The 24,228-nt window shown below is 61.6% G+C and carries 18 protein-coding genes, 1 other RNA gene and 2 pseudogenes; 18 read left to right on the top strand and 3 right to left on the bottom strand.

Features of this window, described 5'->3' with window-relative positions; genetic code table 11:
• Nucleotides 1-13 precede the first annotated feature (13 nt).
• Entirely contained in the window at nucleotides 14-376 is a 363-nt protein-coding gene (locus PSH91_RS21945) for a YraN family protein (RefSeq protein WP_047228808.1), read from the bottom strand.
• Complete coding sequence (locus PSH91_RS21940; RefSeq protein WP_047228809.1) at nucleotides 376-2,187, bottom strand: penicillin-binding protein activator; 1,812 nt, start codon at nucleotides 2,185-2,187, stop codon at nucleotides 376-378. Before PSH91_RS21940 ends, PSH91_RS21945 begins: the two co-directional genes overlap by 1 nt.
• Before the next feature lie 209 nt (nucleotides 2,188-2,396).
• On the opposite strand from PSH91_RS21940, the gene rsmI reads away from it, so the two are divergent.
• The 18 genes and pseudogenes from rsmI to lpxC all read left to right on the top strand — a co-directional run bounded on the left by rsmI (nucleotide 2,397) and on the right by lpxC (nucleotide 21,845).
• Nucleotides 2,397-3,269: a 16S rRNA (cytidine(1402)-2'-O)-methyltransferase gene (rsmI, locus tag PSH91_RS21935; protein WP_305466761.1), complete on the top strand. Its 873-nt coding sequence runs from the start codon at nucleotides 2,397-2,399 to the stop codon at nucleotides 3,267-3,269.
• A gap of 74 nt (nucleotides 3,270-3,343) precedes the next feature.
• Nucleotides 3,344-3,697: RNase P RNA component class A (gene rnpB, locus PSH91_RS21930), an RNA gene on the top strand.
• A 308-nt stretch (nucleotides 3,698-4,005) separates the two neighbouring features.
• Entirely contained in the window at nucleotides 4,006-4,461 is a 456-nt protein-coding gene (gene mraZ / locus PSH91_RS21925) for a division/cell wall cluster transcriptional repressor MraZ (protein ID WP_003205355.1), read from the top strand.
• Nucleotides 4,458-5,406, top strand: a pseudogene (gene rsmH / locus PSH91_RS21920) (16S rRNA (cytosine(1402)-N(4))-methyltransferase RsmH). Before mraZ ends, rsmH begins: the two are co-directional and overlap by 4 nt.
• Nucleotides 5,403-5,698 (top strand): annotated as a pseudogene (gene ftsL, locus PSH91_RS21915) (cell division protein FtsL). The pseudogenes rsmH and ftsL overlap by 4 nt, the downstream one beginning before the upstream one ends.
• The gene (locus tag PSH91_RS21910; RefSeq protein ID WP_305468583.1) at nucleotides 5,698-7,437 is read left to right on the top strand and encodes a penicillin-binding protein 2; all 1,740 of its coding nucleotides are present in this window, start codon (nucleotides 5,698-5,700) and stop codon (nucleotides 7,435-7,437) included. Before ftsL ends, PSH91_RS21910 begins: the two are co-directional and overlap by 1 nt.
• Complete coding sequence (locus PSH91_RS21905) at nucleotides 7,437-8,900, top strand: UDP-N-acetylmuramoyl-L-alanyl-D-glutamate--2,6-diaminopimelate ligase (RefSeq protein WP_047228814.1); 1,464 nt, start codon at nucleotides 7,437-7,439, stop codon at nucleotides 8,898-8,900. The genes PSH91_RS21910 and PSH91_RS21905 overlap by 1 nt, the downstream gene beginning before the upstream one ends.
• The gene (gene murF / locus PSH91_RS21900; protein ID WP_076383609.1) at nucleotides 8,893-10,260 is read left to right on the top strand and encodes a UDP-N-acetylmuramoyl-tripeptide--D-alanyl-D-alanine ligase; all 1,368 of its coding nucleotides are present in this window, start codon (nucleotides 8,893-8,895) and stop codon (nucleotides 10,258-10,260) included. Before PSH91_RS21905 ends, murF begins: the two co-directional genes overlap by 8 nt.
• Entirely contained in the window at nucleotides 10,260-11,342 is a 1,083-nt protein-coding gene (gene mraY / locus PSH91_RS21895; RefSeq protein WP_047228816.1) for a phospho-N-acetylmuramoyl-pentapeptide-transferase, read from the top strand. The genes murF and mraY overlap by 1 nt, the downstream gene beginning before the upstream one ends.
• A gap of 5 nt (nucleotides 11,343-11,347) precedes the next feature.
• Nucleotides 11,348-12,694 carry a UDP-N-acetylmuramoyl-L-alanine--D-glutamate ligase gene (gene murD, locus PSH91_RS21890; protein ID WP_305466760.1) on the top strand — a complete coding sequence of 449 codons (1,347 nt, stop codon included), beginning with the start codon at nucleotides 11,348-11,350 and terminating at the stop codon, nucleotides 12,692-12,694.
• Nucleotides 12,691-13,908: a putative lipid II flippase FtsW gene (ftsW, locus tag PSH91_RS21885; RefSeq protein WP_047228818.1), complete on the top strand. Its 1,218-nt coding sequence runs from the start codon at nucleotides 12,691-12,693 to the stop codon at nucleotides 13,906-13,908. Before murD ends, ftsW begins: the two co-directional genes overlap by 4 nt.
• Complete coding sequence (gene murG / locus PSH91_RS21880) at nucleotides 13,898-14,968, top strand: undecaprenyldiphospho-muramoylpentapeptide beta-N-acetylglucosaminyltransferase (protein ID WP_047228819.1); 1,071 nt, start codon at nucleotides 13,898-13,900, stop codon at nucleotides 14,966-14,968. The genes ftsW and murG overlap by 11 nt, the downstream gene beginning before the upstream one ends.
• The gene (murC, locus tag PSH91_RS21875; RefSeq protein ID WP_047228820.1) at nucleotides 14,961-16,421 is read left to right on the top strand and encodes a UDP-N-acetylmuramate--L-alanine ligase; all 1,461 of its coding nucleotides are present in this window, start codon (nucleotides 14,961-14,963) and stop codon (nucleotides 16,419-16,421) included. Before murG ends, murC begins: the two co-directional genes overlap by 8 nt.
• The gene (locus tag PSH91_RS21870; RefSeq protein ID WP_076383613.1) at nucleotides 16,418-17,383 is read left to right on the top strand and encodes a D-alanine--D-alanine ligase; all 966 of its coding nucleotides are present in this window, start codon (nucleotides 16,418-16,420) and stop codon (nucleotides 17,381-17,383) included. Before murC ends, PSH91_RS21870 begins: the two co-directional genes overlap by 4 nt.
• 2 nt (nucleotides 17,384-17,385) lie before the next feature.
• Nucleotides 17,386-18,252, top strand: coding sequence for a cell division protein FtsQ/DivIB (locus tag PSH91_RS21865; protein WP_047228822.1), 867 nt, complete (start codon nucleotides 17,386-17,388; stop codon nucleotides 18,250-18,252).
• A 15-nt stretch (nucleotides 18,253-18,267) separates the two neighbouring features.
• Nucleotides 18,268-19,527, top strand: a complete 1,260-nt coding sequence (ftsA, locus tag PSH91_RS21860) for a cell division protein FtsA (protein ID WP_076383614.1) — start codon at nucleotides 18,268-18,270, stop codon at nucleotides 19,525-19,527.
• A gap of 100 nt (nucleotides 19,528-19,627) precedes the next feature.
• On the top strand, nucleotides 19,628-20,821 hold the full coding sequence (ftsZ, locus tag PSH91_RS21855; RefSeq protein ID WP_047228824.1) for a cell division protein FtsZ: 1,194 nt from the start codon (nucleotides 19,628-19,630) through the stop codon (nucleotides 20,819-20,821).
• 112 nt (nucleotides 20,822-20,933) lie between these two features.
• A complete protein-coding gene (gene lpxC / locus PSH91_RS21850; RefSeq protein ID WP_030139673.1) occupies nucleotides 20,934-21,845 on the top strand; it encodes a UDP-3-O-acyl-N-acetylglucosamine deacetylase in 912 nt (303 codons plus the stop codon).
• Between the two features lie 744 nt (nucleotides 21,846-22,589).
• Here lpxC and PSH91_RS21845 read toward each other — a convergent pair.
• Nucleotides 22,590-24,086 carry a sensor domain-containing diguanylate cyclase gene (locus PSH91_RS21845; protein WP_173407514.1) on the bottom strand — a complete coding sequence of 499 codons (1,497 nt, stop codon included), beginning with the start codon at nucleotides 24,084-24,086 and terminating at the stop codon, nucleotides 22,590-22,592.
• Nucleotides 24,087-24,228 lie beyond the last annotated feature (142 nt).

Genomic DNA, 24,228 nt, shown 5'->3' with positions numbered 1-24,228 from the left:
TGGGTGTTGACGTTCAACTGTCGAAGGCATTCTGCAACCAGTTCAACTGATCGGCGTTGCTGTCGATGGCAACCACGTCGAAGCGGCAGGGATGATCGGCCCAGCGAGACTCGATTTGCAGGAAATACTGCGCGGCGAAAACCAGCTTCTGGCGCTTGCGTGCATCGATGCTGTCGAGCGCGCCACCCCATTGAGTATTTTTTCTGTAGCGGACTTCGACGAATACTACTGTATCGCCGTCAAGCATGACCAGATCAAGCTCGCCACGTTTACACAGCCAGTTCTTCGCCAGCAGCCGCAGACCTTGTTGCTGAAGATGCGCGAGAGCCTGGCTCTCGGCATCCCGTCCGCTTTGCTGGCGAGATCGGTCAGGCATCAGCGCTGAGTGTCTGGCAGGCGCTGCACCTGACCGTTGACGAATTCGGCCCACGGCAGTTGACGTTGCACGCGCTGGGACTGCGACACTGCCAGGCTGCCCGACAACCCCTCGATGCGGGTGTCCGGTAATGTCTTTAGCTGACCCAGGCGCGGAGCCAGACGATAAGCATCCGCTCCCATCGCGTACAACCGACCCAGGCTACCGCCGGCCTGGGGCCACTGGGCGGTGACCTGCTTGCGCAGCGGGTCGTTGGCATCGAGCAGCCACGGGGTTTCGCAGAAGCGCACGCCGCTCATGTCGTTGTACTGATTCTGGTCGCCACTGGCGCTGAACACATGCGAGGTGGCGTACACAGGTACGTCGCCGGCGTACTGGAAGTTCAGGGTCGGCTTGATCTGCTGGGCCTGTTGCGGGGTCGAGGCCAGGAACAGGAATTCGATGTCCTGGCGACGGGACGGCTGGGCCGCGACGGCGGTGTCGACTGTGCTTTGCAGGCGCTTGGCGCGACCTTCGCTCTGGCGCAGATGGAACATGTCGGCAATCTGCTGGGCCAGTTGTACGGGTTGATCGATACGTTCGACAGCGATGATGGTGCCGCCATTGGCCTGCCAGTCCTCGCTGAAGGCTTTGAGGACGCGATCGCCCCATTCACCTTTTGGCACCATGACGGCGGCACGATGCAGGCCGTCAGTACGGGCGCGACGCGATACTTCGCGGGCTTCGTCTTCCGCGGCCAGGCCAAACTGGAACAGCTGGGCCGGGCCTTGCTCGCCTTCGCTGTAATTGAGCGCGAGGGTCGTGATCGGCAGTTGCGGGCGGGTGCTGAGCTGCTTGACCAAAGGTTTTTCCAGCGGGCCGACCACCAGTTGCACGCCGTCGGCCTGCGCCTTGCGATAGAAGTCATCCAGGGAGGTCAGGCGCGAGCTGTCATAAAACTGAATGCTCGGCGGGTTCTGCCCGGCTTGTTGGGCCTGATAGTGGGCAGCCATGAAACCTTCGCGCAGAGCTCTGGCGACCGAGGACAGCGGGCCATCCTGGGGCAGCAGCAAGGCGATCTTGCTCAGGGGCTGGCTCGCCAGTTCCTTGAGCTTGACCAGCGGCGTCGGCAGCTGGAGCGCGGCCGGGTGCTTGGGGTTCTGCTCGCGCCAGCTGTCGATAGCCGCCTGTTGCTGTTCCAGCGTACCGGCAGTTTTTACAACCTGGGCCAAACTCAGCCAGCCACCCAGGTCGTCGGTGGTGGTCGGTTGCAGTTGATCGGTGGGCAGCGAGGCGATCAACGACCAGATCGCCTCGTGGTTTTTCGCCGCCGCTTCGTTTTCAAGCAGGGGCGCAATGAAGATCCGTTCCTTGGCGGCGGCCAGGGTCTGGCCATCGGCCTCGAGGGCGCGGGCGTGGACGGTGCCGGTACGGACCTGCTGTTCCACCGGTAGCTCGCCCAGGTGCTGCAGGCTCGGGTGGCTCAGGGCGCTCAGCGCTGCTTTGGGTTGATTGCGCGTCATTGCCAGTTCGGCCGCCAGAGTGCTGGCGAAAATCTGCTGGCCGGGCTTGAGTTGCTCCATCGGCACCTGTTGCAGGATCTGCGCGGACTGGCCGGCATTGCCCTGGCGGTAGGCCAGGTCTGCTGCACTCAGGCGCAACAGGGCGGCTTTTTCCGGGGTTTTGCTTTGAGTGGCCTGTTCGAGCAACTGCTCGATACTGGCATCCGGGGTCCGTGGAAGTTCGCCAAGGCTGGAGGAGGGCGAGCTGGCGCAGGCCGCCAGAAGGGCAGCGAGGCAGAGGGCGGAGAGCAGCCGCAGGCAAGCGATCATGTAAATGTTCCTGATACGAGATCAAATTAGCGTCGAATTGTACCCAAGCACTGGCCGGGGCGCGATGTTAGTGGCGTGAATCGATCAATTTAGGTATTTCAAATGTTGCGACGCAACACGGCAGGTCGCCGGACAGCGAGGCGCTGCGGGCAGTCGTGACGCACACTACGCGCTACAATGGCGGTTTTACCGATCATGAGGTGTGCGCTTTGACTGCTCCAGGTGCTTTGAATTCCGCTGCCGGCTCGCTTTATGTGGTGGCGACGCCCATCGGCAACCTGGACGATATCAGTGCCCGGGCGCTGAAAATCCTGCAGGAGGTGGCCCTCATTGCGGCCGAAGATACGCGCCACTCTCAACGCTTGTTGCAACATTTCGGCATTTCAACGCCGTTGGCGGCCTGTCATGAGCACAACGAGCGGGAAGAAGGCAGTCGTTTTATCACTCGTTTGTTGGCGGGCGATAACGTCGCGCTGATTTCCGACGCGGGTACACCGCTGATTTCCGACCCTGGCTATCACCTGGTGCGCCAGGCTCGGGCGGCCGGTATCAACGTAGTGCCGGTGCCGGGGGCGTGCGCCTTGATCGCAGCCCTTTCGGCGGCGGGCCTGCCGTCGGACCGTTTCATTTTCGAAGGTTTTCTGCCAGCCAAGGCGGTGGGGCGACGGGCGCGCCTGGAGTCTATAAAGGAGGAGCCGCGTACGTTGATCTTTTATGAGGCGCCGCACCGCATCCTTGAATGCCTGCAGGACATGGAGCTGGTGTTTGGTCCGGAGCGCCCGGCGCTGCTCGCCAGGGAGCTGACCAAAACCTTCGAAACCCTCAAGGGGTTGCCGCTGGCGCAGTTGCGCGCCTTCGTCGAAGGCGATAGCAACCAGCAGCGCGGTGAATGCGTCGTGCTGGTGGCGGGCTGGACGGCGCCGGGCAATGAAGAGACCGTCAGCAGTGAAGCGATGCGCATCTTGGACCTGCTGCTTGAGGAAATGCCCCTCAAGCGCGCCGCCGCTCTCGCGGCGCAGATTACCGGCGAGCGTAAGAACGTCCTGTATCAGGTCGCGCTGGAAAAACAGAAGGGCCAGTGAAACCGGGGCGCGGGGCTGGCCAAGGGCTTTTAGCGCTTGTTCTTCGGCCGCTCTGCCGTTAACCTTCGCGGCGGAGAGTCGATCGGACAGTCGCTGCCCTCTATGAAAATTAGGGGGGGGAGGAAAGTCCGGGCTCCATAGGGCGAAGTGCCAGGTAATGCCTGGGAGGCGTGAGCCTACGGAAAGTGCCACAGAAAATAACCGCCTAAGCGTTTCGGCGCCGGTAAGGGTGAAAAGGTGCGGTAAGAGCGCACCGCACGGCTGGCAACAGTTCGTGGCTAGGTAAACCCCACTTGGAGCAAGACCAAATAGGGTCCCAAGGCGTGGCCCGCGCTGGGACCGGGTAGGTTGCTAAAGATGTCCAGTGATGGCCATCGTAGACGAATGACTGTTCAAGACAGAACCCGGCTTACAGATCGACTCTCCACCTTTTCCCCTCCTGCCAGAATCGCTGGCAGACGCAATTGCTAAGACCAAAAAAATCTTACTCTTAACAAATCACTTTAACTTCTGAGCGCAGCTTCCTGTGTTCGCTGAAGTTGTGGCGAAAAATCCTACGTCAGATTCCCATCGCCCCTCCAGATACGCTCCTAAATCTCCGATCTATAAGGCTTTTCCTTCACTCCGCGCCTTGACGGTGCGGTGGGCGCATTCCTATAGTGTGCGCAAGTGGCGGAAAGTGGCATGAAGTGGGTTTTTTGAGCGTAAAACGCAAAATTTTTGGAGAAACGCTGACGTGTTTCGCGGAGCTAACGCTATCAGTCTCGATGCAAAGGGCCGTCTCGCCATGCCGAGCCGGTACCGTGACGAGCTCGTTTCGCGTAGTTCCGGGCAGTTAATCGTCACGATCGACGCCGTTGACCCATGTTTGTGTGTTTACCCTCTTGATGAGTGGGAAATCATCGAAACCAAACTGCGCGCACTGCCTTCACTGCGTGAAGAAAACCGCCGCCTGCAACGCTTGCTGATCGGTAACGCCGTCGACCTCGAACTCGATGGCAGCGGTCGTTTCCTGGTTCCGCCGCGCCTGCGCGAATACGCCAAGCTGGACAAGCGCGCGATGCTGGTGGGCCAACTGAACAAGTTCCAACTATGGGACGAAGATGCCTGGAATGCGGTCTCTGCCGCTGACCTTGCTGCTATTCAACAACCGGGCGCCATGCCTGATGAACTGCGTGATTTGATCCTGTGACTATTGATAGCGGCTTTAACCACATCACCGTACTGCTTGACGAAGCCGTCGAGGCTCTCGCCGTACGTCCTGATGGCTGCTATCTGGATGGCACGTTCGGGCGCGGCGGGCATAGCCGGCTGATCCTCAGCAAGCTCGGTCCGGACGGTCGGCTGCTGGGGTTCGACAAGGACCCTCAAGCGATTGCCACCGGGCAAGCGCTAGCGGCCGAAGACGGCCGCTTTGTCGTTGTGCAGCGCAGCTTTGCGGAGCTGGGATCGGAAGTCGCCCAGCGTGGCCTGGCCGGCAAGGTCAGTGGCGTCCTGCTTGACCTGGGCGTGTCTTCGCCGCAGTTGGACGACCCTGAGCGCGGCTTCAGTTTTCTCAATGATGGCCCGCTGGACATGCGCATGGATCCGTCCCGCGGAATCAGCGCCGCCGAATTCGTCAATACCGCTGCGGTGGAAGAAATCGCCCGTGTTTTCAAGGAATACGGCGAAGAACGTTTTTCCGGTCGCATGGCCCGTGCCGTGGTTGAGCGTCGCGATATCAAACCGTTCGAGCGCACCGGCGACCTGGCCGAAGTGCTGAAAGTCGCCAACCCGGCATGGGAGAAGGGCAAGAACCCGGCTACCCGGGCTTTCCAGGGTTTGCGCATCCACGTCAATAATGAACTGGGTGATCTGGAGGCCGGCCTTGAGGCGGCACTTGAAGCACTTGAGGTCGGCGGGCGACTGGTGGTGATCAGCTTCCATTCCCTGGAAGACCGTATCGTCAAACTGTTCATGCGCAAGCTCACCAAGGGTGAGGCCGATAACCTGCCGCGCAACCTGCCGGTGCGTTTCGAAGCCTTCGTGCCGAAAATCAAGATTCATGGCAAGGCGCAGTTCGCCTCCGAGGCTGAACTCAAGGCCAACCCCGCGTGCCCGTAGCGCCGTCATGCGTGTTGCGGAGAAGTTGCGGTGAGCAAGCTCTTCGCCAAGCCCCTGCCTGGCGGCAGCTTTTTCATGCTGCTGTTGTTTATCGGCGTGCTCGTGTCGGCCATCGCCGTGTCCTACAGCGCGCACTGGAACCGGCAGTTGCTCAACACCCTTTACAGCGAACTGAGCGTGCGCGACAAGGCCCAGGCCGAGTGGGGCCGGTTGATCCTGGAGCAGAGAGCACCTGGACCGCCCATAGCCGCATCGAAGTACTGGCGACCGAACAGCTGAAAATGCGCATTCCCGGGGCTGCCGAAGTGCAGATGGTGGCGCCATGATGAAGCTCGAAGGGGCACTCTTTCCGTGGCGCTTCCGCCTGGTCCTGGGCCTGCTCGGGATCATGGTGGCGGCCATCGTCTGGCGGATCATCGATCTGCAAGTGGTCGACCGTGACTTCCTCAAAGAGCAGGGTGATGCCCGTAGCATGCGGCACATCCCGATCCCGGCTCACCGTGGCCTGATCACCGACCGCAATGGCGAACCGTTGGCTGTGAGCACCCCGGTGACTACCCTGTGGGCAAACGCCAAGGAAATGCAGCAGGCCAAGGAAAAGTGGCCGGCCCTGGCCGTCGCCCTTGGCCAGGACCCCAAGGCCCTGGCCGAACGCCTTGAAGCCCAGGCCAGCAAAGAATTCATCTATCTGGTGCGCGGGTTGACGCCCGAGCAAGGCCAGAGGGTGCTCGACCTGAAAGTGCCGGGCGTCTACGGCATCGAAGAGTTCCGGCGTTTCTACCCGGCCGGTGAAGTGACCGCCCACATGGTCGGCTTTACGGACATCGACGACCGGGGGCGAGAAGGGGTCGAGTTGGCCTACGACGAATGGCTCGCCGGGGTTCCCGGCAAGCGTCAGGTCATCAAGGATCGGCGTGGCAGGCTGATCAAGGATGTCCAGGTCACCAAAAACGCCAAGGCCGGCAAGCCCTTGGCGTTGTCCATTGATCTGCGCCTGCAATATCTGGCCAACCGTGAGCTGCGCAATGCCATCGTCGAGAACGGTGCCAAGGCCGGCAGCCTGGTGATTCTCGACGTGAAGACCGGCGAGATCCTGGCCATGGTCAACCAGCCCACCTATAACCCGAACAATCGCCGCAACCTGCAACCGGCGATGATGCGCAACCGCGCGATGATCGACGTGTTCGAACCGGGCTCGACCATGAAAGCCGTTTCCATGGCGGCGGCTCTGGAAACCGGGCGCTGGAAGCCGGGGGATACGGTCGAGGTGTATCCAGGCACTTTGCAGATCGGCAAGTACACCATTCGGGACGTCTCCAAGACCGAAGGTCCGGTGCTTGACCTGACCGGCATCCTGATCAACTCCAGTAACGTGGGCATGAGCAAGATCGCCTTCGATATCGGTGGGGAAACGATTTACCGTCTTGCCCAGAAAATCGGTCTTGGCCAGGGCACTGGCCTGGGCTTTCCTGGCGAGCGGGTCGGCAATCTGCCGAACTACCGTGAGTGGCGCAAGGCCGAAACGGCCACGTTGTCATACGGCTACGGTGTTTCCGTGACCGCGATCCAGTTGGCCCACGCGTTTTCGGTGCTGGCCAACAACGGCCGCATGACACCGCTGTCATTGATCAAAACCGACAAGGCCCCGGAGGCTACTCAGGTCATTCCGGAGGACGTCGCCAAGACCATGCAAAGCATGCTGCAACAGGTGATCGAAGCGCCGCGTGGGGTGTACCGCGCCCAGGTGCCGGCCTATCACGTGGGCGGCAAGTCGGGTACGGCCCGCAAAACCTCCGCGGGCGTGAAGGGCTATGCCGAGAATTCCTACCGTTCGCTGTTCGCCGGTTTCGGCCCGATGAGCGACCCGCGCTACGCCGTCGTGGTGGTCATCGACGAACCGAGCAAGGCCGGCTACTTCGGGGGGCTGGTTTCGGCACCGGTGTTCAGCAAAGTGATGTCCGGCACCCTGCGCCTGATGAATATCACCCCGGATAACCTGCCGCCGACCCAGCAAGCCAATACCGCGCCGGTCGTACCCTTGAAAGCCGAAGGAGGGCGTGGCTGATGTCCCTGAGCCTGAACAAGATTTTTGCCCATGCGGGCCACGATCTGCTGATTCGCGAATTGGCCCTGGACAGCCGCCACGTGCGTGCCGGGGATCTGTTCCTGGCCGTACCGGGTGCCCGGTTCGACGGTCGCGCCCACATCGCCGACGCCTTGAAGCGCGGCGCGGCTGCCGTGGCTTATGAAGTCGACGGCGCGACCGTGCTACCGATCACTGATGTGCCGCTGATTCCGGTCAAGGGCCTGGCGGCCCAGTTGTCGGACATTGCCGGGCGTTTTTACGGCGACCCGAGTCGTCACTTGAACCTGATTGGCGTGACCGGCACCAACGGCAAGACCAGCGTTTCCCAACTGGTGGCCCAGGCCCTGGATCTGCTGGGTCAGCATTGCGGCATCGTCGGGACCTTGGGTAACGGATTCCACGGCGCGCTGGAGAGTGGCCTGCACACCACGCCGAACCCGATCGCCGTGCAAGCAACCCTGGCCGACCTGAAAAAGGCCGGAGCCAAGGCTGTTGCGATGGAAGTCTCTTCCCATGGCCTGGATCAGGGGCGCGTGACGGCCTTGGCGTTCGACGTCGCGGTATTGACCAACCTGTCGCGCGATCACCTGGATTACCACGGCACCATGCAGGCTTACGGCGAAGCAAAAGCCAGGTTGTTTGCCTGGAATGACTTGAAGTGTCGGGTCCTCAACCTTGACGACGCGTTCGGCCGGCAATTGGCCGCCGATAAGCGCGAGTCCCGGTTGATCACCTACAGCCTGGAAGATGCCAGCGCCTACCTTTATGTACGCCAGGCGCAATTCGATGACGAAGGCGTGCGCGCGACCTTGGTTACACCTCAAGGCGAACACCACCTGCGCAGCACCTTGTTGGGGCGTTTCAACCTGAGCAATGTGTTGGCCGCCGTGGGTGCCTTGCTTGGCCTGGACTACGCCCTGGATGAAATCCTCAAGGTCCTGCCCAAACTCGAAGGGCCGGCCGGACGTATGCAACGGCTGGGCGGCGGAACGCAACCGTTGGTGGTGGTCGATTACGCCCATACCCCGGATGCGTTGGAAAAAGTCCTGATGGCCCTGCGGCCACACGCCAAGGGCAAGTTGCTGTGCCTGTTCGGCTGCGGCGGTGATCGTGACCGTGGCAAGCGTGCGCTGATGGCCGAAGTGGTGGAGCGCTTGGCCGACGGTGTAGTGGTCACCGACGACAATCCGCGCACCGAAGACCCGTCGCAGATTTTCGACGACATCCGCGCCGGCTTCTCGGCGGTGGATAACGTCACCTTCGTGGCCGGTCGCGGCCAGGCCATTGCCCAGTTGATCGCCGGTGCGTCGGCGGACGACGTCATTGTCCTGGCCGGTAAAGGCCATGAGGACTATCAGGAAATCAACGGCGAACGTCACGCATTTTCCGATTTGGTGGAAGCCGATCATGCCCTGACCGCGTGGGAGGTGGCCCATGCTTAAGGCTTTGAAGCTCAGCGAGCTGACGAATGTCCTGCAGGCGCGGCTGATCGCGGCTGACGCCAGTTTCGATGGGGTGAGCATCGACAGCCGGGCGATTGCCCCGGGGCAATTGTTCGTTGCCCTGGCCGGGCCGCGTTTTGACGGCCACGATTACCTGAACGACGTGGCCGCCAAAGGTGCGGTCGCGGCGCTGGTCGAGCGGGAAGTGACCAACAGCACGCTGGCGCAATTGCAGGTAAACGACACTCGCCAGGCCCTGGGCCAGCTCGGTGCATTGAACCGCGCCGCATACCGCAACCCGGTCGCGGCCATCACCGGCTCCAGTGGCAAGACCACGGTCAAGGAAATGCTCGCGAGCATTCTGCGTACCCGCGGTCCGGTGTTGGCGACCCGTGGCAACCTCAATAATGACCTGGGTGTACCCCTGACATTGCTGGAGCTGGCACCGCAACACAGTGCCGCGGTCATTGAGCTCGGTGCCTCGCGGCTCGGTGAGATCGCCTACACCGTGGGCATGACCAAACCTCACGTGGCCGTGATCAACAACGCCGGGACCGCCCACGTCGGTGAGTTCGGTGGTCCGGACAAAATCGTTGAGGCCAAGGGCGAGATTCTCGAGGGGCTGGATGCCGATGGCGTCGCCGTGCTGAATCTTGACGACAAGGCCTTCGAAATCTGGAAGACCCGGGCGGCTGGGCGCAAGGTCCTGACATTTGCCTTGAGCAATCTGGCGGCGAATTTTTACGCCAGCGACCTGGACCGCGATGCTCGCGGCTGCCCGGCCTTTAACCTGCACAGCCCCGACGGTGCAGAGCGGGTCCAGTTGAACCTGCTTGGCACCCATAACGTCGCCAACGCCCTGGCCGCTGCGGCCGCGGCCCATGCTTTGGGCGTGTCATTGCCGGGCATCGTGGCCGGCTTGAACGCGGTGCAACCGGTCAAGGGGCGTTCCGTTGCGCAATTGGCCAGCAACGGCATGCGCGTGATCGACGACACCTACAACGCCAACCCGACGTCCATGTGCGCCGCGGTCGATATCCTCGCCGGTTTCCCCGGCCGTACCGTGCTGGTGCTGGGAGATATCGGCGAGTTGGGCGAATGGGCGCAACAGGGGCATCACGATGTCGGCGCCTACGCGCGCGGCAAGGTCGATGCACTGTATGCCGTCGGCCCGATGATGGCCCATGCGGTGGCCGCGTTTGGCGAGCACGCACAGCATTTCAGCACTCAGGCCGAGTTGATTCAGGCCCTGAGCGCCGAGCAGGACCCGAACACCACCTTATTGATCAAGGGCTCACGCAGTGCCGCGATGGAAAACATCGTCGCGGCGCTGTGCGGTTCCCGTATGGAGAAACATTAATGCTGCTGCTGCTAGCGGAGTACCTGCAACAGTTCCACAAAGGCTTCGCGGTCTTCCAGTACCTGACCCTGCGCGGGATCCTGGGTGTGCTGACCGCGTTGTCGTTGTCGCTGTTCCTGGGCCCGTGGATGATCCGCACCTTGCAGAACCTGCAAATCGGTCAGTCGGTCCGCAATGACGGCCCGCAATCGCACCTGTCCAAATCCGGTACTCCAACCATGGGCGGCGCGCTGATCCTGTCGTCCATTGGCATCAGTACCGTGCTCTGGGCCGACCTGGCGAACCGGTATGTGTGGGTGGTATTGCTGGTGACCCTGTTGTTCGGCGCCATCGGCTGGGTCGACGACTACCGCAAGGTCATCGAGAAGAACTCCCGGGGGCTGCCGAGCCGCTGGAAGTATTTCTGGCAGTCGGTATTCGGCCTCGGCGCGGCGATCTTCCTTTATATGACCGCAGCCTCCCCGGTGGAAACCACCCTGATTCTGCCGATGCTCAAGGATTACAGTATCCCGCTGGGGGCAGGCTTCATCGTGCTGACCTACCTGGTGATCGTCGGCTCGAGCAACGCGGTCAACCTGACTGATGGCCTCGATGGCCTGGCGATCATGCCGACCGTGATGGTGGGCGGCGCGCTGGGGATCTTCTGCTACCTGTCGGGTAACGTGAAATTCGCTGAATACCTGCTGATCCCTTATGTGCCGGGGGCGGGCGAGCTGATCGTGTTCTGCGGTGCGCTGATCGGTGCCGGCCTGGGTTTCCTGTGGTTCAACACCTACCCGGCGCAGGTCTTCATGGGCGATGTCGGCGCGCTGGCGCTGGGCGCGGCCCTGGGCACCATCGCCGTCATCGTTCGCCAGGAAATCGTCCTGTTCATCATGGGCGGTGTGTTCGTGATGGAGACGCTGTCAGTCGTCATTCAGGTTGCTTCCTTTAAATTGACCGGCCGCCGGGTATTTCGCATGGCGCCGATCCACCACCACTTTGAACTCAAGGGCTGGCCCGAGCCGCGTGTGATTGTCCGTTTCTGGATCATCACCGTGATTCTGGTCCTGGTCGGCCTTGCCACCCTGAAGCTGAGGTAGAACGAGTGTCCCTGATCGCTTCTGACCACTTCCGCATCGTTGTCGGCCTCGGCAAGAGCGGCATGTCCCTGGTTCGCTTCCTGGCGAACCGGGGCGTGTCGTTTGCCGTGGCCGATACGCGGGAAAATCCACCTGAGCTGGCCACGCTGCGTCGTGACTACCCGCAGGTGGACGTGCGTTGTGGCGAGCTGGATGTCGAGTTCCTGTGCCGCGCCGACGAGCTCTACGTGAGCCCCGGCCTTGCGCTGGCAACCCCGGCCTTGCAGGCCGCCGCCGCCCGTGGCGTGAAGTTGTCCGGTGACATCGAGCTGTTCGCCCGTCACGCCAAGGCGCCGATCATCGCCATCAGCGGCTCCAACGCAAAAAGCACCGTCACCACCCTGGTGGGTGAAATGGCTGCGGCGGCCGGTAAGCGGGTTGCCGTGGGTGGCAACCTGGGAACCCCGGCGCTGGATCTGCTCAGTGATGACGTCGAGCTGTACGTGATGGAGTTGTCGAGCTTCCAGCTTGAAACCACCGACCACTTGGGCGCCGAAGTGGCGACCGTGCTCAACATCAGCGAAGACCACATGGACCGCTATAGCGGTCTGCCGGCTTATCACCTGGCCAAGCACCGGATTTTCCGGGGGGCTCGGCAGGTAGTGTTCAACCGTCAGGACGCCCTGACTCGTCCGTTGCTGGGCGAGGGCATGCCATGCTGGTCCTTCGGCCTCGGTGTGCCGGATTTCAAAGGCTTCGGGTTGCGCGAAGAGAATGGCGAGAAATACCTGGCCTTCGAATTCCAGAATCTGATGCCGGTGCGCGAACTGAAGATTCGCGGTGCCCACAACCAGGCCAATGCCCTGGCGGCGCTGGCCCTGGGACATGCGGTCGGTCTGCCGTTCGACGCCATGCTGTCGGCCCTGCGCACGTTTGCCGGGCTCGAGCACCGCTGCCAGTGGGTTCGCGATCTTGACGGGGTGGCCTGGTACAACGATTCCAAGGCCACCAACGTGGGTGCCGCGCTGGCTGCCATTGAGGGCCTGGGCGCGGACATCCAAGGCAAGCTCGTGCTGATTGCCGGCGGCGATGGCAAGGGTGCCGACTTCAAGGACCTGTGCGATCCGGTTGCGGTCAACTGCCGGGCCGTGGTGCTGATGGGGCGTGACCGCGAATTGATCGCCCAGGCCCTCGGCGACGGCGTGCCGCTGGTTCGCGTCGCTTCGCTGGACGAAGCGGTGCAGCAATGCCGCGCCCTCGCACAGTCGGGCGATGCCGTGCTGTTGTCGCCGGCCTGCGCCAGTTTCGACATGTTCAAGAATTACGAAGAGCGCGGGCAGTTGTTCGCCCGGGCCGTGGAGGACTTGGCATGAACCTGATGAACATCATCAAGCCATACCCGTCTCCGCTGATCACCGGGCGCGGCATCGACCTGGATTTCCCGATGCTCGTCGGTTGCCTGGCGCTGCTGGGCCTGGGCCTGGTGATGATCACTTCCGCATCGTCGGAAGTGGCTGCCGTGCAATCGGGCAACACCCTTTATCACATGATTCGTCACCTGATTTACCTGGTGATCGGTTTGGTCGCGTGCATTGTCACCATGATGGTGCCGATCGCCACCTGGCAACGCCTGGGTTGGATGATGTTGCTCGGTGCCTTTGGTCTGTTGGTGATGGTGCTGTTGCCGGGCATCGGTCGCGAGGTCAACGGCTCGATGCGCTGGATCGGCTTCAGCTTCTTCAACGTACAGCCTTCGGAAATCGCCAAGGTCTTCGTGGTGATCTACCTCGCCGGGTATCTGGTGCGTCGTCAGAAAGAAGTGCGCGAGAGCTGGATGGGTTTTTTCAAGCCGTTCATTGTGTTGCTGCCGATGGCCGGCCTGCTGCTGATGGAGCCGGATTTCGGCGCCACGGTGGTGATGATGGGGGCCGCAGCGGCGATGTTGTTCCTCGGCGGTGTCGGGCTGTTTCGCTTCACTCTGATGGTGGCGCTGGCGGTCGGCGCGGTGACGGTGCTGGTGCAGGCGCAACCTTACCGGATGGCGCGTCTGATCACGTTTACCGACCCGTGGGCCGACCAGTTCGGTTCCGGTTATCAATTGACCCAGGCCCTGATCGCCTTCGGTCGCGGCGAATGGCTGGGCGTAGGCCTGGGCAACAGCGTGCAGAAGCAGTTCTATCTGCCCGAAGCCCATACCGACTTCGTGTTCTCGGTATTGGCCGAAGAACTGGGCGTGGTCGGTTCGCTGCTCACCGTCGGGTTGTTCGTCTTTGTCTGTGTGCGCGGCATGTACATCGGTTTGTGGGCCGAGCGGGCCAAGCAGTATTTCGCCGCGTACGTGGCGTATGGCTTGTCGTTCCTGTGGATCGGTCAGTTCCTGATCAACATCGGCGTGAACGTCGGCCTGTTGCCAACCAAAGGCCTGACGCTGCCGTTCCTCAGTTACGGCGGCAGTTCCCTGGTGATTTGCTGTGCCTGTCTGGGCTTGTTGTTGCGCATCGAATGGGAGAGTCGAACCCACCTGGGCAGCGAAGAGATGGAATTCCAGGAGAGCGACTTCGCCGAGGAGCCGACTCATGGGCGCTAACGTGCTGATCATGGCCGGCGGAACCGGGGGGCATGTGTTCCCGGCGCTGGCCTGTGCCCGGGAGTTCCAGGCGCGCGGTTACACCGTGCACTGGCTGGGCACGCCACGGGGCATCGAAAACGAGCTGGTGCCCGCCGCCGGCCTGGAACTGCATCGGATCAGCGCCAGCGGCCTGCGGGGCAAAGGCAAGTTGTCGCTGCTCAAGGCGCCGCTGATGCTGCTCAAGTCGATCTGGCAGGCCCGGGCGATCATTCGTCGGTTGCGGCCGGTATGCGTGGTGGGCTTTGGTGGTTATGTGACCGGTCCTGGCGGTGTTGCGGCAAAACTGGCCGGTGTGCCGGTTATCGTTCACGAGCAGAACGCCGTGGCCGGTACCGCCAATCGGTTACTGGTGCCGTTGGCCGCTCGAGTCTGTGAAGCCTTTCCCGACACCTTTACCCTGTCGGGCAGCCGTCGTACCACCGGTAACCCGGTGCGTACCGAGCTGTTCCTCGATACACCGCGCCCGGCCCTGGCCGGACGCAAGGCGCGTTTGCTGATCCTGGGCGGAAGCCTGGGGGCGGAGCCGTTGAACAAATTGCTGCCCGAAGCCTTGTCGCAGGTCGCTCCCGAACTGCGGCCCGAGGTGTTTCACCAGGCCGGCAAAAACCACGATGAAATCACCGCCGAGCGTTATCGCGCCGCAGGCGTCGAGGCGCAAGTGCAGCCTTTCATCAAAGACATGGCCCAAGCCTATGGCTGGGCCGACCTGGTGGTCTGCCGCGCAGGCGCGTTGACCATCAGCGAACTGGCCGCCGCCGGTCTGCCCTCGATGCTGGTGCCTTTGCCCCACGCCATCGACGACCACCAGACCCGCAACGCCGATTATTTGGCCCGTGAAGGCGCTGCCTTCCTGATGCCGCAAAGAACGACTGGTGCCGCGGATCTTGCCGCGCGCCTGACAGAGGTTTTGATGCAACCGCAAACAATCGAAGACATGGCCCGCGCCGCCCGTCGCCTGGCCAAACCCGACGCCACGGTTCAAGTGGTCGATACCTGCCTGGAGGTGGCCCATGGTTGAGAATCGCAAAGCCATGCCGCAACCGGAAATGCGCCGTATCCGCCGTATCCATTTCGTCGGTATCGGCGGGGTGGGCATGTGCGGGATCGCCGAAGTGTTGCTGAACCTGGGCTATGAGGTTTCCGGTTCCGACCTGAAAGCCTCGCCGGTTACCGAGCGCCTGGAATCCTTTGGCGCGCAGATTTTCATCGGCCACCGTGCCGAGAACGCCGCCAACGCTGATGTGCTGGTGGTCTCCAGCGCCGTGAACACCTCCAACCCGGAAGTCGCCACCGCCCTGGAACGGCGCATTCCCGTGGTGCCGCGTGCCGAGATGCTGGCCGAACTGATGCGTTATCGCCACGGCATCGCCGTTGCCGGTACCCATGGCAAGACCACCACCACCAGCCTGATCGCCTCGGTGTTCGCTGCCGGTGGCCTGGACCCGACTTTCGTGATCGGCGGTCGTCTGAATGCCGCGGGCACCAATGCCCAGCTGGGCACCAGCCGTTACCTGATCGCCGAAGCCGACGAAAGCGATGCGAGCTTCTTGCACCTGCAGCCGCTGGTGGCCGTGGTCACCAACATCGACGCCGACCACATGGCGACCTACGACGGTGACTTCAACAAACTGAAGAAAACCTTCGTCGAGTTCCTCCACAACCTGCCGTTCTACGGTTTGGCAGTGGTGTGCCTGGACGATCCGGTGGTGCGCGAGATCCTGCCGCTGATCAAGCGCCCGACCGTGACCTACGGTTTTGGCGAAGAAGTCGACGTGCGCGCCATCAACGTGCGCCAGCAGGGCATGCAGACGTTCTTCACGGTGCTGCGCCCTGACCGCGAGCCGCTGGATGTGTCGGTGAACATGCCGGGCAACCACAACGTGCTCAATGCCCTGGCCACCATTTGCATCGCCACCGACGAAGGTGTCAGTGACGAAGCCATTGTCCAGGGCCTGTCCGGGTTCCAGGGCGTGGGACGACGTTTCCAGGTCTACGGCGAACTGCCGGTGGACGGCGGCAACGTGATGCTGGTGGACGATTACGGCCACCACCCGACCGAAGTCGCGGCGGTGATCAAGGCCGTGCGCGGTGGCTGGCCGGAGCGTCGCCTGGTGATGGTCTACCAGCCGCACCGCTACAGCCGTACCCGCGACCTGTACGACGATTTCGTCCAGGTTTTGGCCGACGCCAATGTGCTGCTGCTGATGGAAGTCTATCCGGCCGGCGAGGAGCCGATCCCGGGTGCCGACAGCCGTCAGCTGTGCCACAGCATTCGCCAACGCGGTCAGTTGGACCCGATCTACATCGAGCGCGGCGTGGACCTCGCACCGCTGGTCAAACCGCTGCTGCGCGCTGGCGACATCCTGCTGTGCCAAGGCGCCGGTGACATCGGTGGCCTGGCCCCGAAACTGTTGAAAAGTCCGTTATTCGCCGGGGCAATCGTGGCATCCAGCGAGGGGAAACTGAAATGACTGCTGCCTACGCCAACCTGGTTTCGACCCTGGACCCGAAAGCCTTCGGCCGCGTCGCCGTGCTGTTCGGCGGCAAGAGCGCCGAGCGCGAAGTGTCCCTCAAGTCTGGCAACGCCGTGCTGCAAGCCCTGCAAAGCGCCGGTGTCGACGCGTTCGGCATCGACGTAGGCGACGACTTTTTGCAGCGCCTGCTGAACGAAAAAATCGACCGCGCGTTCATCATTCTCCATGGCCGCGGCGGCGAAGACGGCAGCATGCAGGGCCTGCTCGAATGCCTGGGTATTCCCTACACCGGCAGCGGCATCCTGGCGTCTGCCTTGGCCATGGACAAACTGCGCACCAAGCAGGTCTGGCACAGTCTCGGCATTCCCACGCCCCGTCACGCCGTGCTGGCATCCGAGGCCGATTGTATTTCGGCGGCCACGGAACTGGGCTTCCCTTTGATCGTCAAACCGGCCCATGAAGGTTCAAGTATCGGCATGGCGAAAGTGACTTCGCTGCCTGAGTTGACCGCGGCATGGAAAGACGCCAGTTCCTACGATTCGCAAGTGTTGGTCGAGCAGTGGATCACCGGTCCCGAGTTCACCATCGCCACCCTGCGTGACCAGGTGTTGCCCCCGATTGCCCTGGGCACGCCGCACACGTTCTACGACTACGACGCCAAGTACGTGGCCAATGACACCCAGTACCGCATTCCATGCGGGCTGGACAGCGCCAAGGAAAAACAACTGATGGACCTCACGGCCAAGGCCTGTGAGGCGCTGGGTATTGCCGGTTGGGGCCGGGCGGACGTGATGCAGGACGCCGACGGGCAGTTCTGGTTCCTGGAAGTCAACACCGCCCCAGGCATGACCGATCACAGCCTGGTACCGATGGCGGCCCGTGCCGCCGGCCTGGATTTCCAGCAATTGGTGCTGTCGATCCTGGCCGCCAGTGTCGGCTCTCAAGAGCCAAGAGGTTAAGCATGCAAGGCGCATCGCTTCGTCATCAGCCATCCGCACCCGGTCGCAAGCCGGTGCCGCGGGGTGCCAGCCGAATGGTGGCCAAAGAGCCGATGTCGGCGCGCCTGCCGAAAGCCAACTTCGGTTTTCTCAAGAGCCTGTTCTGGCCGGTGTTGTTGGTGGCGTTGGGGTTCGGTACGTACGAAGGGGCTCAGCGGTTGCTGCCCTATGCGGATCGGCCGATCGCCCGGATCAATGTGCAGGGCGACCTGAGCTACATCAGTCAGCAAGCCGTGCAGCAGCGGATCGCCCCATTCGTGGCGTCGAGCTTCTTCACCATCGACCTGGCGGGCATGCGCAAGGAACTGGAGCAGATGCCCTGGATCGCCCATGCCGAAGTACGGCGGGTATGGCCTGACCAGGTATCGATCCGCCTGGAAGAACAACTGCCCGTGGCCCGCTGGGGCGACGAGTCGCTGTTGAACAACCAGGGCCAGGCGTTCACGCCACGGGAACTGGCCAACTACGAACATTTGCCACAACTGTTCGGTCCTCAGCGGGCCCAGCAGAAAGTAATGCAGCAGTACCAGGTGTTGAGTCAGATGTTGCGGCCGCTGGGCTTCTCCATCGCGCGCCTGGAGTTGCGTGAGCGCGGCAGCTGGTTCCTGACCACTGGCGCGGGCAGCTCGGGGCCGGGCATCGAGCTGCTGCTCGGGCGCGGCAATCAGGTGGAAAAGATGCGCCGCTTCATTGCCATCTATGACAAGACGCTCAAAGACCAGATTACGAACATCGCGCGCATCGATCTGCGCTACGCCAACGGCCTGGCTGTTGGCTGGCGGGAACCTGTAGCGCCCACGACGGCTGAACCCGCCGTCGCGAAGAATTAAGAAGAGGCAGGACCCATGGCAAACGTGCAAAGCGGAAAAATGATCGTCGGTCTGGATATCGGCACTTCCAAGGTGGTTGCGCTGGTAGGCGAGGTCGCGGACGACGGCACGCTGGTCATCGTCGGGATCGGTACCCACCCGTCCCGTGGCTTGAAAAAAGGCGTGGTGGTGAACATCGAGTCCACCGTGCAATCGATCCAGCGCGCCATTGAAGAAGCGCAGCTGATGGCCGGTTGCCGGATCCACTCAGCGTTCGTCGGTGTGGCAGGTAATCACATCCGCAGCCTGAACTCCCACGGCATCGTGGCGATTCGTGACCGTGAAGTCAGCTCCGCTGACCTTGAGCGCGTGCTCGACGCGGCGCAGGCCGTGGCGATCCCGGCCGACCAGCGTGTGCTGCACACCCTGCCGCAGGATTATGTGATCGATAACCAGGAAGGCGTGCGGGAGCCCCTGGGCATGTCCGGCGTGCGCCTGGAAGCCAAGGTCCACGTGGTGACCTGTGCCGTGAACGCCGCGCAGAACATCGAGAAATGCGTGCGCCGTTGCGGCCTGGAAATCGACGACATCATCCTCGAGCAACTGGCCTCGGCCTACTCGGTACTGACTGACGACGAGAAGGAACTGGGCGTGTGCCTGGTGGACATCGGCGGCGGCACCACCGACATCGCGATCTTCACCGAAGGCGCGATCCGCCACACGGCAGTGATCCCGATTGCCGGTGATCAGGTCACCAACGACATCGCCATGGCCTTGCGCACTCCGACCCAGTACGCCGAAGAAATCAAGATCCGCTACGCCTGCGCCCTGGCGAAACTGGCCGGTGCCGGTGAAACCATCAAAGTGCCAAGCGTTGGCGAACGTCCTCCGCGCGAGTTGTCCCGCCAGGCGTTGGCCGAAGTGGTCGAGCCGCGTTACGACGAGCTGTTCACGCTGATCCAGGCTGAGCTGCGTCGCAGTGGCTACGAAGACCTGATCCCGGCCGGCATCGTGCTGACCGGCGGTACGTCGAAGATGGAAGGCGCGGTCGAACTGGCCGAAGAGATTTTCCACATGCCGGTGCGCCTGGGCGTGCCCCATGGCGTCAAGGGCCTGGATGACGTGGTCCGCAACCCGATTTACTCCACCGGCGTGGGCCTGTTGATGTACGGCCTGCAGAAGCAGTCCGACGGGGTTTCGTTCTCGGGCATCGGCAGCCGCGACAGCTACAACAGCGACGAGCCGAAGGCGCCGCTTTTCGAGCGGCTCCAGGCTTGGGTGAAGGGCAATTTTTAGCAACAGGTTTAAAGCTTCAAGCGACGAGCCTCTGGCTTGGCACTGGAAGATGCAACAAACGCAGTAGGCGAAAAAACTAGAGAATGAAAGGAGAGGGAAAATGTTCGAACTCGTAGACAACATCCCCGCTAGCCCGGTTATCAAGGTAATCGGTGTCGGCGGTGGCGGCGGCAACGCTGTCAACCACATGGTCAAGAGCAACATCGAAGGCGTCGAATTCATTTGCGCCAACACTGATGCTCAAGCGCTGAAAAACATCGGCGCGCGAACCATCCTTCAACTGGGTACCGGCGTGACCAAGGGCCTGGGTGCCGGCGCCAATCCCGAGGTTGGCCGTCAGGCTGCCCTGGAAGACCGCGAGCGCATCGCTGAAGTCCTGGCTGGCACCAACATGGTGTTCATCACCACTGGCATGGGCGGCGGTACCGGTACCGGTGCGGCGCCGATCATCGCCGAAGTAGCCAAGGAAATGGGCATCCTCACCGTTGCGGTGGTGACCCGTCCGTTCCCGTTCGAAGGCCGCAAGCGCATGCAGATTGCCGATGAGGGCATCCGCGCGCTGAGCGAAAGCGTCGACTCGTTGATCACCATTCCCAACGAGAAGCTGCTGACCATCCTGGGTAAGGACGCAAGCCTGCTGTCGGCTTTCGCCAAGGCCGATGACGTACTGGCCGGTGCCGTTCGCGGTATCTCCGACATCATCAAGCGTCCAGGCATGATCAACGTCGACTTCGCCGACGTACGCACCGTGATGTCCGAAATGGGCATGGCGATGATGGGCACTGGCTGCGCCAGCGGTCCGAACCGTGCTCGCGAAGCCACCGAAGCGGCTATCCGCAACCCGTTGCTCGAAGACGTCAACCTGCAGGGCGCCCGTGGCATCCTGGTGAACATCACCGCCGGTCCGGACCTGTCCCTAGGCGAGTACTCCGACGTGGGTAGCATCATCGAAGCGTTCGCTTCCGACCACGCCATGGTCAAGGTCGGCACCGTGATCGATCCTGACATGCGTGACGAGCTGCACGTGACCGTGGTTGCCACTGGCCTGGGCGCGAAAATCGAGAAACCGATGAAGGTGATCGATAACACCGTTCAGACCTCCCTGGCATCGCAGCCGCAGCAACAAGCAGCCGCTCGTCAGGAACAACCCGCGGTGAACTACCGTGACCTGGACCGTCCGACCGTCATGCGCAACCAGGCTCAGGCCGGTGCTGCGACTGCCGCGAAGATGAATCCGCAAGACGATCTGGATTACCTGGACATCCCGGCATTCCTGCGTCGTCAGGCCGATTGATGAAATGTATCAGGGGGATACGGGTGATTGGTGTTCAGCAAAGGTCTGGTCTGCTATTATCGCCAGCCTTTGTTGATACCAGTTCGCAATTTGCGCTGAAGCGGCCCATGCCATGATTAAACAACGCACCCTGAAGAATATTATCCGTGCCACAGGTGTCGGCTTGCACTCCGGTGAGAAGGTCTACCTGACCCTCAAGCCCGCGCCTGTCGATACTGGCATCGTGTTTTGTCGTGCCGACCTCGACCCTGTGGTGCAGATCCCTGCTCGCGCGGAAAACGTTGGTGAAACCACTATGTCGACCACACTGGTCAACGGTGACACCAAAGTGGATACGGTGGAGCATTTGCTCTCGGCCATGGCTGGCCTGGGCATCGATAACGCCTACGTCGAGCTCTCCGCGTCCGAAGTCCCGATCATGGATGGCAGTGCCGGACCCTTCGTATTCCTGATTCAATCGGCTGGCCTGGAAGAGCAGGACGCAGCCAAGAAGTTCATCCGTATCCTGCGGGAAGTGACAGTGGAAGACGGCGACAAACGCGCCACTTTCGTGCCTTTCGAAGGTTTCAAGGTGAGCTTCGAGATCGATTTCGATCACCCGGTTTTCCGTGACCGCACCCAGAGTGCAAGCGTGGACTTTTCCAGCACTTCGTTCGTAAAAGAAGTCAGCCGCGCCCGTACCTTTGGTTTCATGAGTGATATCGAGTACCTGCGCAAGCACAACCTCGCACTCGGCGGCAGTGTTGAAAACGCGATCGTGGTCGATTCCGATGGTGTGTTGAACGAAGACGGCCTTCGTTATGAAGACGAGTTCGTCAAGCACAAGATTCTTGATGCAATCGGCGACCTCTACCTGCTGGGCAATAGCCTGATTGGTGAGTTCAAAGGCTTCAAGTCCGGCCACGCGCTGAACAACCAGCTGCTGCGCAAGTTGATTGAGCAGAAAGATGCTTGGGAAGTCGTGACGTTCGAAGACGCCAGCACCGCACCAATCTCTTACATGCGCCCTGTAGCGGCCGTGTAAGCATAAAAACCTCTCTAGTTTTTAAAGGCTGCCTTCGGGTGGCCTTTTTTTATGGCTGCTTTCTGGGACGTTTGTGGCAATAGGGGTAATGCTGTTTTTTGAGTTGAGTTGAGTTGGGGTACATATCCGTTTCTGCGGTAATGGCCACTGGCGGTTCCGCCCTTACGGCGGGTCACTTTCGAAAAGCGCGAAAGTAACCAAAGCGCTCATGCCCCACCACTAGGTGCCTCGCTTAGGCTCGGCATGCCCTCACTCCGGCATTGCTCCGTGGGCCCGCCGCGAAGGACCATCCATGGTCCAGCGCGGCTATCCCGGCATCCATGCCGGGATGCCCACTCCACAATGCCTGCGTTCGGCCAGCGTGGTTAACGGGGCGCCGAGATCAACGTCCACCGCGAGGCGGCCTGACAGCCGGCCTGGTTCTTTCGGTCGTACACCTGTCAGATCTGTGGGAGCAAAGCTTGCTCGCGAAGGCGGCCTGACAGCCGGCCTATTTCTTGTGGTAGTACTCCGATCCAATTGTGGGAGCGAGCCTGCTCGCGAAGAGGCCGGCACATTCAACATCCTCATTGACTGAACCACCGTCATCGTGAGCAGGCTCGCTCCCACAGGATGAACGCGGTCATCAAAAAACAGGTCGGCTGTCAGGCCGCCTCGCGGAGGACGTTGATCTCGGCGCCCCGTTACCGCAGCAATGGATACACACCTACCCAAATCGGTCGAATAGCCACATGGAAGGGGCCATTACATCGCACAAACCACACGATTGCGCCCACTGGCCTTGGCCTGGTATAGCGCCTTGTCAGCAGCGAACATGAGCTGCTCGAGTTCGCCATAAGGTCCTTGGGCCCAGGTGGCAATGCCAATGCTGACGGTCATGGGGGCTGCGCCGGTAATGAAGGGGGGCAACTGTTCCACCGCTTCGCGAATGTTCTGGGCCATGGTAAAGGCTCCGGCGGTGGTGGTTTCCGGCAGTACCACCGCGAACTCCTCACCGCCGTAGCGCGCTGCCAGGTCGGCCGGTCGGCGGACATGCCTACCGATCAGATGCGCCAGGGTGCGCAAGGCCTCATCACCACTTGGGTGGCCGTGGCGATCGTTGAATGCCTTGAAGTGATCGGCATCGATCATCATGACTGACAGCGGTTGGCCCGAACGCTGGGCCCGCAGCCATTCCTGTTGTAGCGTTTCGTCCAGAGTCCGGCGGTTGGCCAGGCCCGTCAGCGAGTCGATGGACGCCAGTTGCGCCAGTTCCCGTTCAGCATGGTGGCGCCGCCTAAGTTCATGACGCAGCAGCCAGGTGAGCCAGAGCAAACCGATGCACAATGCCCCCGTAGCACCGCTGACCAGCAGCGCCGTGCGTTTCCAGGAGGCGAAGACTTCATCGGAGGAGAGCGCTACCACCACGATCAAAGGCAGGTCGCCCACTTGGGAGAAGGTGTACAGGCGCGGCTTCTGGTCCTGACCGGATACGCTGGTGAAGCTGCCGTTGCCTTCGCGCAGGATGCGCATGAAGTTCGGGCGGTTGCTGAAATCCTTGCCAATCAGGTCCTCGGCCAGGGGCGGCTCCTGGGCCAACAGAAAGCCTTCGCTGCTCACCAGATTGACTGTGCCGCCATGACCGATGTTCAGGCTCTTGAACAATTGGTTGAAATAGTTCAAGCGCATCGCGGCTTCCGCCACGCCCAGGAACTCCCCTTGTTCGTCGTTTAGTCTGTAGCTGAAACTGATACGCCAGTCCTGCGCGGCACTTCTGGAGCGAAACGGGCGACTGATCATCATGCCCGGGCTTGGGTTATGGACATGGGACTGGAAGTATTCCCGGTCGGCGTAGTTGCCCTTTCGTGGCTCGATCGAGGCGGAGTCGGCGACTACATTGCCGCGCTTGTCGAGCAGCAGGATGTCGCCTTTATAGGGGGCGGCGGTGGCACGGTCGAAGAGGGCCAAGTGGCGAATCGTCGGCGAAACGTCTTTCAGGTCGTTGCGTTGGGCGGCGGCGACCAAACCTTGTAGCGACAGATCGTAGAGCTCCACGTTGCGCAGCACGTCGGCATCAATCAGTTGCACGATATTGGTCGCCGAACGTGTCGCGGCCTGTTGGGCAGCGGCGTATTCGCGGATCAGCAGGAAGGTCACGATGCTCAGGATGGCAATGACAACCAACGAACTGGCCAGTACGAGTACCCGTTCCGAGCGTATCGAAAACGGGGTATTGCCGGGTGTCGCACTGCTCGCGCTCATGGTTCCGATGTCTGCATTTGTCATGTGGCTGGGATCCGTCCCAAAGGGTTGCATAACCGGCAATGCACCAGATGCTGGCCTTTTGCTGATTGTGCTTGGATCGGTGAGAGCGGGCAATCAGTGTTCGCGCAATAACGCGTGA

It is taken from the genome of Pseudomonas sp. FP1154, assembly GCF_030687245.1.
Taxonomy (GTDB): domain Bacteria; phylum Pseudomonadota; class Gammaproteobacteria; order Pseudomonadales; family Pseudomonadaceae; genus Aquipseudomonas; species Aquipseudomonas rhizophila.
Note: the sequence above shows the minus strand (reverse complement) of the source record. Positions and strands in the feature narration are given on the sequence as shown.

Bases quoted from the DNA above. Each gene is read 5' to 3' on its own strand.
- ftsW (WP_047228818.1), top strand. From the start codon at position 12,691: ATGAACCTGATGAACATCATCAAGCCATACCCGTCTCCGCTGATCACC.
- PSH91_RS21945 (WP_047228808.1), bottom strand. From the start codon at position 376: ATGCCTGACCGATCTCGCCAGCAAAGCGGACGGGATGCCGAGAGCCAG.
- lpxC (WP_030139673.1), top strand. From the start codon at position 20,934: ATGATTAAACAACGCACCCTGAAGAATATTATCCGTGCCACAGGTGTC.
- ftsA (WP_076383614.1), top strand. From the start codon at position 18,268: ATGGCAAACGTGCAAAGCGGAAAAATGATCGTCGGTCTGGATATCGGC.
- ftsZ (WP_047228824.1), top strand. From the start codon at position 19,628: ATGTTCGAACTCGTAGACAACATCCCCGCTAGCCCGGTTATCAAGGTA.
- murF (WP_076383609.1), top strand. From the start codon at position 8,893: ATGCTTAAGGCTTTGAAGCTCAGCGAGCTGACGAATGTCCTGCAGGCG.
- PSH91_RS21845 (WP_173407514.1), bottom strand. From the start codon at position 24,086: ATGAGCGCGAGCAGTGCGACACCCGGCAATACCCCGTTTTCGATACGC.
- murC (WP_047228820.1), top strand. From the start codon at position 14,961: ATGGTTGAGAATCGCAAAGCCATGCCGCAACCGGAAATGCGCCGTATC.
- PSH91_RS21870 (WP_076383613.1), top strand. From the start codon at position 16,418: ATGACTGCTGCCTACGCCAACCTGGTTTCGACCCTGGACCCGAAAGCC.
- PSH91_RS21905 (WP_047228814.1), top strand. From the start codon at position 7,437: ATGTCCCTGAGCCTGAACAAGATTTTTGCCCATGCGGGCCACGATCTG.
- murG (WP_047228819.1), top strand. From the start codon at position 13,898: ATGGGCGCTAACGTGCTGATCATGGCCGGCGGAACCGGGGGGCATGTG.
- PSH91_RS21940 (WP_047228809.1), bottom strand. From the start codon at position 2,187: ATGATCGCTTGCCTGCGGCTGCTCTCCGCCCTCTGCCTCGCTGCCCTT.
- PSH91_RS21865 (WP_047228822.1), top strand. From the start codon at position 17,386: ATGCAAGGCGCATCGCTTCGTCATCAGCCATCCGCACCCGGTCGCAAG.
- mraY (WP_047228816.1), top strand. From the start codon at position 10,260: ATGCTGCTGCTGCTAGCGGAGTACCTGCAACAGTTCCACAAAGGCTTC.
- PSH91_RS21910 (WP_305468583.1), top strand. From the start codon at position 5,698: ATGAAGCTCGAAGGGGCACTCTTTCCGTGGCGCTTCCGCCTGGTCCTG.